At 70.2% G+C, this 6856-nt stretch carries 7 protein-coding genes; all 7 read right to left on the reverse strand.

All coding sequences use genetic code 11. The features are described 5' to 3' along the window. Window positions 1–124: 124 nt before the first annotated feature. Genes hisF through hisG form a run of 7 tightly spaced genes read right to left on the reverse strand, consistent with a single transcriptional unit; the run spans window position 125 to window position 6696 of the window. Window positions 125–910 (reverse strand): imidazole glycerol phosphate synthase subunit HisF, encoded by a 786-nt coding sequence (hisF, locus tag Q4P07_RS13700; protein ID WP_303375477.1) that lies wholly within the window; start codon window positions 908–910, stop codon window positions 125–127. Then, complete coding sequence (hisA, locus tag Q4P07_RS13705; protein ID WP_303375478.1) at window positions 907–1662, reverse strand: 1-(5-phosphoribosyl)-5-[(5-phosphoribosylamino)methylideneamino]imidazole-4-carboxamide isomerase; 756 nt, start codon at window positions 1660–1662, stop codon at window positions 907–909. The genes hisF and hisA overlap by 4 nt, the downstream gene beginning before the upstream one ends. A 37-nt stretch (window positions 1663–1699) precedes the next feature. Then, on the reverse strand, window positions 1700–2305 hold the full coding sequence (gene hisH / locus Q4P07_RS13710; RefSeq protein ID WP_303375479.1) for an imidazole glycerol phosphate synthase subunit HisH: 606 nt from the start codon (window positions 2303–2305) through the stop codon (window positions 1700–1702). Beyond that, window positions 2302–3402 (reverse strand): bifunctional histidinol-phosphatase/imidazoleglycerol-phosphate dehydratase HisB, encoded by a 1101-nt coding sequence (gene hisB, locus Q4P07_RS13715; protein WP_303375480.1) that lies wholly within the window; start codon window positions 3400–3402, stop codon window positions 2302–2304. The genes hisH and hisB overlap by 4 nt, the downstream gene beginning before the upstream one ends. Further along, the gene (gene hisC / locus Q4P07_RS13720; protein WP_303375481.1) at window positions 3399–4490 is read right to left on the reverse strand and encodes a histidinol-phosphate transaminase; all 1092 of its coding nucleotides are present in this window, start codon (window positions 4488–4490) and stop codon (window positions 3399–3401) included. The genes hisB and hisC overlap by 4 nt, the downstream gene beginning before the upstream one ends. Then, window positions 4487–5794 (reverse strand): histidinol dehydrogenase, encoded by a 1308-nt coding sequence (gene hisD, locus Q4P07_RS13725; RefSeq protein WP_303375482.1) that lies wholly within the window; start codon window positions 5792–5794, stop codon window positions 4487–4489. The genes hisC and hisD overlap by 4 nt, the downstream gene beginning before the upstream one ends. Beyond that, the gene (gene hisG, locus Q4P07_RS13730; protein WP_303375483.1) at window positions 5791–6696 is read right to left on the reverse strand and encodes an ATP phosphoribosyltransferase; all 906 of its coding nucleotides are present in this window, start codon (window positions 6694–6696) and stop codon (window positions 5791–5793) included. Before hisG ends, hisD begins: the two co-directional genes overlap by 4 nt. Window positions 6697–6856: the final 160 nt, after the last annotated feature.

Here is a 6856-nt window from a genome sequence, read left to right on the forward strand (position 1 = left end):
ACGACGCCAGTGACCAGTCCGCCCCCTTTGCGGTAGTCCAGATCGTCCGGCTCCAAGGACCCGCCCAGCTCCAGAGGGCCCTCCCCTGCTGGCCCAGCCGGCGCTGAGATGCTCTCTCCAGCCCTCACGCCGCCTCCTCGATCCGCACTGCTATGCCGGCGCCCGCTAGCTCACGCTTGAGGTCGGCGATAGCGACCGCGCCGGTGTGGAAGATCGTGGCGGCCAGGGCCCCCTCGACGTCCGCCTCGCGGAACACCTCGATGAAGTGCTCCACCGCGCCCGCGCCACCGCTGGCGATCAGCGGCACGTCGCACACCTGACGGACCGCGCGCAACTGCGCCACGTCATACCCCGTCCGGACCCCGTCCGAGCCCATGCAGTTGAGCACGATCTCCCCCGCCCCCAGATCCTGGACGCGGCGGACCCAATCCACGGTCCGGACCGGCAGGGCCTGGGTCGCGTCGGGGTCACCGGTGAACTGGCGGATGCGCCAGTGTCCGTCCGCCTCGCGCAAGCTGTCGACCCCGACGACGACGCACTGGGTGCCGAACGCGTCGGCGAGCTCGCGCACCAGCTCGGGGCGTTGGATCGCCGGGGTGTTGATCGAGATCTTGTCGGCACCGGCGTGGAGCACCTGACGCGCTGCGTCGACGTTGGTGATGCCGCCGGCGACGCAGAAGGGTATGTCGATCACGCGCGCGACGCGGCGGACCCACTCCACCTCCACCGAGCGCCCCTGCGGGCTGGCGGAGATGTCGTAGAAGACGAGCTCGTCGGCACCCTCGCGGGCATAGCGGGCGGCGAGCTCGACGATGTCCCCCATGTCAGCGTGGTCACGAAACCGGGTCCCCTTGACGACCCGGCCCTCACGCACGTCCAGGCACGGGATGATGCGTCGGGCCAGCGTCACGGGACCTCCTCCATCACCGCGTCGGCGAGGTCGAAGCGGCCCTCGAGCAGCGCCTTGCCAAGGATGATGCCGGCGCAGCCGGTGCGTCGTGCTGCGCGGACGTCATCGACGCTGCGCGCACCGCCAGAGGCCTGCACCTCGAGCTGGGGTGAGGAGCGGGTCAGCATCGTGTAGAGGTTGAAGTTGGGCCCGGACAGGGTCCCGTCGCGTCCGATGTCGGTGCACAGCACATGCCGCAGTCCTGAGCTGTGGAAGCGGTGCAGGGTGGTGATGAGGTCGGCATCGGTGACCGAGGTCCAGCCTGCGGTGGGCAGCACCCAGACCCCGTCCTGGCCGGTGCGCGTGTCCAGCGCCACCGTGAGTAGCTCGGGACCGAAACGGTCTATCCAACCGATCACGGTGTCCGGTTCCTGCACCGCCATCGAACCCACCACGACGCGGCTAGCGCCCGCGTCCAGCAACTTTTGCACGTCATCGGCGCTGCGCACCCCACCACCGGTCTGCACCATGAGGCCGGTCGTGTCGACGATCTGCGTCAGGGTGTCGGTCAGGGTGTAGCCACCCCCGCGAGCAGCGTCCAGATCCACGAGGTGCAACCAGCGTGCACCGCTGCGGGCGTAGTGCGTCGCGACGCCGACCGGATCACCCGGATAGCGGGTCTCCTGGTCGTAGTCGCCACGCAGCAGGCGGACGACGGCACCTTGTCGCACGTCCACGGCCGGGTAGAGGGTGAAAGAGCGGTCTGTGCTCACGTCGCATCACTTCCAGGCGGGGTCAGGAGACAGGTCTTCATCGACCGACCTCCATGATGAAGTTTCGCAGAAGGCTCGCGCCGACCGACGCCGACCTCTCCGGATGGAACTGCGCGCCCCAGCGCAGGCCGGAGCGGACGACCGCGCTCCAGGGCCGCCCGTGCGTGGTTGTCGCGATGGTGTGCGGCCCGGGCCGCACGGCATAGGAGTGGACGAAGTAGGCGTAGGGAGCGGGTCCGAGGCCGGCCAGCAGCGGGTCGTCGGCGAGGTCGTCGAGCGTGTTCCAGCCGATGTGGGGCACCCGTGCGGACGGCGTGGCCGGTATGGCGATCACGTCACCGGGGATGAGTCCGAGCGTCGCCACCCCCCCGTCTTCCTCCGAGCGGTCGAAGAGGAGCTGCATCCCCAGACACACCCCCAGCAGGGGCGCCTCGACCTGGTGCAGCACCTCGACCAGATCGGCGTCGAGCAGCCGCTGCATGCCGTGGGCTGCCGCGCCGACCCCCGGCAGGATCACCCGGTCGGCGGCCAGGATGTCACCGCGGTCAGCGGTGAGCCGTGCGGTCGCGCCGAGCCGTTCGAGGGCATAGCTGACCGAGCCGATGTTGGCTCCCCCGGAATCGACCAGCGCGACCCGAGTCACAGCACCCCCTTGGTTGAGGGGAGCTCGTTGGCATCGCCCTGACGGGCGATGGCCATCCGCAGCGCTCGAGCGACCGCCTTGAAGCCGACCTCGATCTTGTGGTGGGTGTTCTCACCGGACACCGACAGGTGCAGCGTGCAGCGGAGCGCGTCGGCGAAGGACCGCCAGAAGTGCTCGACCATCTCGGTGGAGAAGTCGCCGACGCTGGGGCGGTCGAAGGTGCCCTCGTAGGCGAAGAAGGGTCGTCCGGACAGGTCGATCGCGGCGGTCGCCTGGGCCTCGTCCATGGGCAACGTGAAGCCGTAACGTCCAATGCCCCGCTTGTCCCCGAGCCCCTCGCGGATGGCCTGCCCGACGGCGAGCGCGACGTCCTCGATGGTGTGGTGGTCATCGATGTGCAGATCACCCTCGCAGTGGACGCTCATGGAGAAACCGCCGTGCTTGGCGAGCTGGTCGAGCATGTGGTCGTAGAACCCGATGCCGGTCGTGGCTTGGGCGCCGGGCGTGCCGTCCAGATCGACGGAGACGGTGATCCGGGTCTCGGCGGTGCTGCGCTCGACGTGGGCCACCCGCGGGCGGTCGACGACGGTGTGCGCGATCTGCGACCAGGAGGTGGTCGACAGGCCTTCCGACCCGGCCGGGGAGGGCAGCAGATAGCTCTGGATGCCGAGGTTGTCGCCGAACTCCTGGTCGCTGCGCCGATCGCCGACCATCACCGAGCGCGACCAGTCCACGCCGGTGTCCTTGAGCAGGTGTACGACCCTGCCGATGCCGGGCTTACGCGTCCAGGGCGCCTGTGGGCCGTCGTGGTGAGGGTCAATGATGACCTCGCGGAAGGTGATCCCCTGACTGGTCAGGATTTGCATCATCAGCTCCTGTGGGCCGTCGAAGTCCTCCTGCGGGAAGGACTCGGTGCCCAGTCCGTCCTGGTTGGTGACCATGATCAGGTCGAAGCCCGCATCCTGGATCTTCAGGAGCGCGGGGATCACCCCGTCGACGAAGGCGACCTTGTCGAGGCGGTCGACCTGGAAGTCCTCCGGCTCGGCCAGGATGGTCCCGTCGCGGTCGACGAAGCAGATCGGGCGGGGCGTGCTCATGCGGATTCTTCTCCCAGGACGTGGTTGATCGCGGACATCTCGAGGCTGGTGCCGATGGTGATGCGGAGCGCGTCCTGCAGGCCGGGCAGGTGACGCAGGTCGCGCACCACGATCCCGGCCGAGATCAGGGTATGCAGCAGCGCATCGGGGTCGTCACTGCGCAAGAGGAGAAAGTTGGCCTCGCTGGCGTAGACCGCGCGGATGCCGGGCAGGTCGCGCAGCTGGCGCGCGACCACCTCTCGCAGGCCGACCGTCTCCATGACCCGACGGTGGGTGGCGGCCAAGGCACTCTCGGTCAGCGCCGCGAGGGCGAGCTCGGTGGCTGGCACGCTCAGGGGGTAGGGCGCCTGCACTCGGCGGAGCACGGTGGCCAGGTCGGGGTGCGCCAGGGCGATCCCGATGCGCGCTCCCGCGAGGGCGTGCGCCTTGGACAGGGTCCGCAGCACGACCAACGTCGGGTGCTCCTCGATGAGGGTGGCTGCGGACCGTTGCTGGGCGAACTCGCCATAGGCCTCGTCGACGACGAGGACGGCTTGGTCGGCGAGCGCGTCGGCCAGGTCGGCGAGCTCGCGCAGCGGGACCACCGACCCGGTGGGGTTGCCCGGGGAGGCGAGGAAGACGATCTTGGCACCTGCCTCGACAGCGGCCTCCCGCACGGCATCGGTGTCGACCCGCCAGGTCAGCTCGTCCTCGTGCTGCCGCACGTCGACGACGGGCACCCCGTGCAGGCGGGCGGAAACGGCATACATCCCGAAGGTCGGCGAGCTCACCACCATCGCGTCCGCACCTGGCCGGCACAGGGCCCGGACGAGGAGCTCGATCATCTCGTCACTGCCACGGCCCACGACGATCCGGTCCGGCGTGGTGGCCCACAGGTCGGCGAAGGCGTCGACCAGCATGGAGGGTTGTGGGTCCGGATAGCGGCGGCTGTGTCCGTCGGGGTCGGCCTGGCTCGGCAGGCCGGACTCATTGGCGTTGAGCCAGATCCGCGCCGGAGCGGCGATCGCTGCGGAGCTGGTGCGCGCCGAGGAGTAGCCAGTGAAGTCCCGTAGGTCATCGCGGACCAAATGGCTTGGGAAGCCGGTCATCGAGCTTTTTCCAGCCGCTGGAGCCGACGGGTCACGGCGCGCTGGTGGGCGTGCAGTTGCTCGGCCTGCGAGAGCACCACGGCGCACGGGCCGATGGTGGCCAGCCCCTGAGGCGTGGCCTGCTGCACCGACATCGCGATCTGGAACGCCGCGACGCTGACGCCGCCGGTAAAGCGGGCGGCGCCGGCCGTCGGCAGGACGTGGTTGGTGCCTGAGCAGTAGTCGCCGAGGGTCTCCGGGGTGTGGTCGCCGAGGAAGATCGAGCCGGCGCGCTCGATCCGCGCCAGCGCGGCGCGAGGGTCGCGGACCGCGAGGATGAGGTGCTCGGGGGCATAGCTGTTGGAGACCTGGAAGGCCGCCTCCAGGTCGGGCACGACGATCAGCCGGGACGACGCCAGGGCCTTGCGGGCGATGTCGGCCCGGGGCAGGGTCTGCACCTGGTCCTCGACCTGCTCGTTGACCTCGGCGGCGAGGTCGGCGCTGTCGGTGAGCAGGATGACCTGGCTGTCCGGGCCGTGCTCGGCCTGGCTGAGCAGGTCTGCGGCGACAAACTCCGGATCGCTGCCGGCATCGGCGATCACCAGCACCTCCGACGGACCGGCGGGCAGGTCGATGCCCGGGCCGCCCTCCTCGGTGGAGACCTGCCGCTTGGCCTCGGTCACCCAGGCGTTGCCCGGGCCGAAGATCTTGTCGCAGGCCGGGACCGACTCCGTGCCATAGGCCATCGCGGCGATCGCCTGCGCTCCCCCGAGCACAAAGATCCGGGTGATGCCGCACTCAGCCGCGGCAGCGAGGACGGCCGGGTCGGCCGTGCCGTCGGGGCGGGGCGGGGTGCACAGGACGATCTGCGGGCACCCGGCCAACTGCGCGGGCACGCCGAGCATCAGTGCGGTGGAGGGCAGCGGCGCCGAGCCGGCTGGCACATAGAGCCCGACCTGACGGATCGGACGGACCACCCGCTCGCACACGACCCCCGGTGCCGTCTCCACGGCATACCCAGCCTGCATCCCGGCCTCGTGGAAAGTGCGGATGCGGCCAGCAGCCTCGCAGATCGCGGCGCGCAGCTCCGGGGCCAGGGTCGCTGCGGCGCTGTCCCGGTCCGCGATGCTCACCTCCACGGCGCCCAGGTCGGCTCCGTCGAGGCGCGCGGTCAGCTCGCGCAGCGCGGCGTCCCCACCGGAGCGCACCTGCTCCAAGATGGTGGCGACACCGGTGGTCACCTCGGGACCGGCGGCGGCGGTGCCCCGGCGCAGCGCGTCGACCCGCTCCTGGTCGGTGAGCTCGGTCCAGGTCAGGACGTTCATGCCAGCATCCCCTCCACGGGCAGCACCATCAGGTTGTGCGCGCCCACGCGTTTGAGGTCCTCCAGCTTGGCCCACGACACGGGACCGTGCACGAGCATGGAGATGGCGACCTCGTCGCGCCCCTCGACCGCCATGAGGGTCGGCTCGTGCCCACCCGGCAGCAGCCCGAGCACCGAGTCCAGGATGCGACGGTCGGCGCGCAACATCAGCAGGCGGGCCTCCTTGAGCTGGACGGCACCGTCCAGGCGGCGCAGCAGGAGGTCCGCGATCTCCTGCCGGCCGTCCTCGAGGTGGCGGTCCGGCCCAGCGATGACCGCCTCGCTGTGCAGGATCGTCGTCACCGGCTTGAGTTGGTTGGCGCGCAGGGTGCCGCCGCTGGACACGAGGTCGCAGACGGCGTCGGCCTGGCCCAGGCGAGGGGCGATCTCGACCGAGCCGTTGAGCAGGACCGGCTCGGCGTCGACGTCCTGGTCGCGCAGCCAACGCCCCAACGTCAAGGGGTAGGACGTCGCGATCCGCAGCCCGCTCAGTTGCTCTGGACCAGTCCACTCCTGCTCATCCGGGATGGCTACGTCGAGCCGGCAGGACCCCCAGCCCAGTTGACGCCACTCCACCAGCGGCAGCCCGCCTTTGGCCTCCAGCGCCAGTCCGTGCTCGACGATGACATTGCGCCCCACGATGCCCAGGTCACACACGCCGTCGGCGATGAGGCCGGGGATGTCGTCGTCCCGCACGAGCAGTAGGTCGACCGGCAGGCTCTCGCCATAACAAAACAGTTTGTCGCGGCTCTCGCGCCAGGTCAGACCGCAGGAGGCGAGCAGTTCGCGCGCGGGGTCTCCGAGCCGACCGGACTTCTGGATCGCGACGCGGAGGCGGTCGCGCGGCTGGGCAGGCGGGGTCATCTCGATCTTCCGTGTGTGGGCGCAGGGGGCAGTGCAGGGTATGGGCCGTTCTATGGGCGCCGGAGCGCCGCGAAGGCGTGGAGTCAGAGGGTAGGCATCAGGCGCACGTCCACCGGAGACTCATCCCGACGGCAGCGCCTCGGAATGCTGATGCTCGTCT

The sequence above is a fragment of the Ornithinimicrobium sp. genome (assembly GCF_030537745.1).
In the GTDB taxonomy this organism is placed as follows: Bacteria; Actinomycetota; Actinomycetes; order Actinomycetales; family Dermatophilaceae; genus Ornithinicoccus.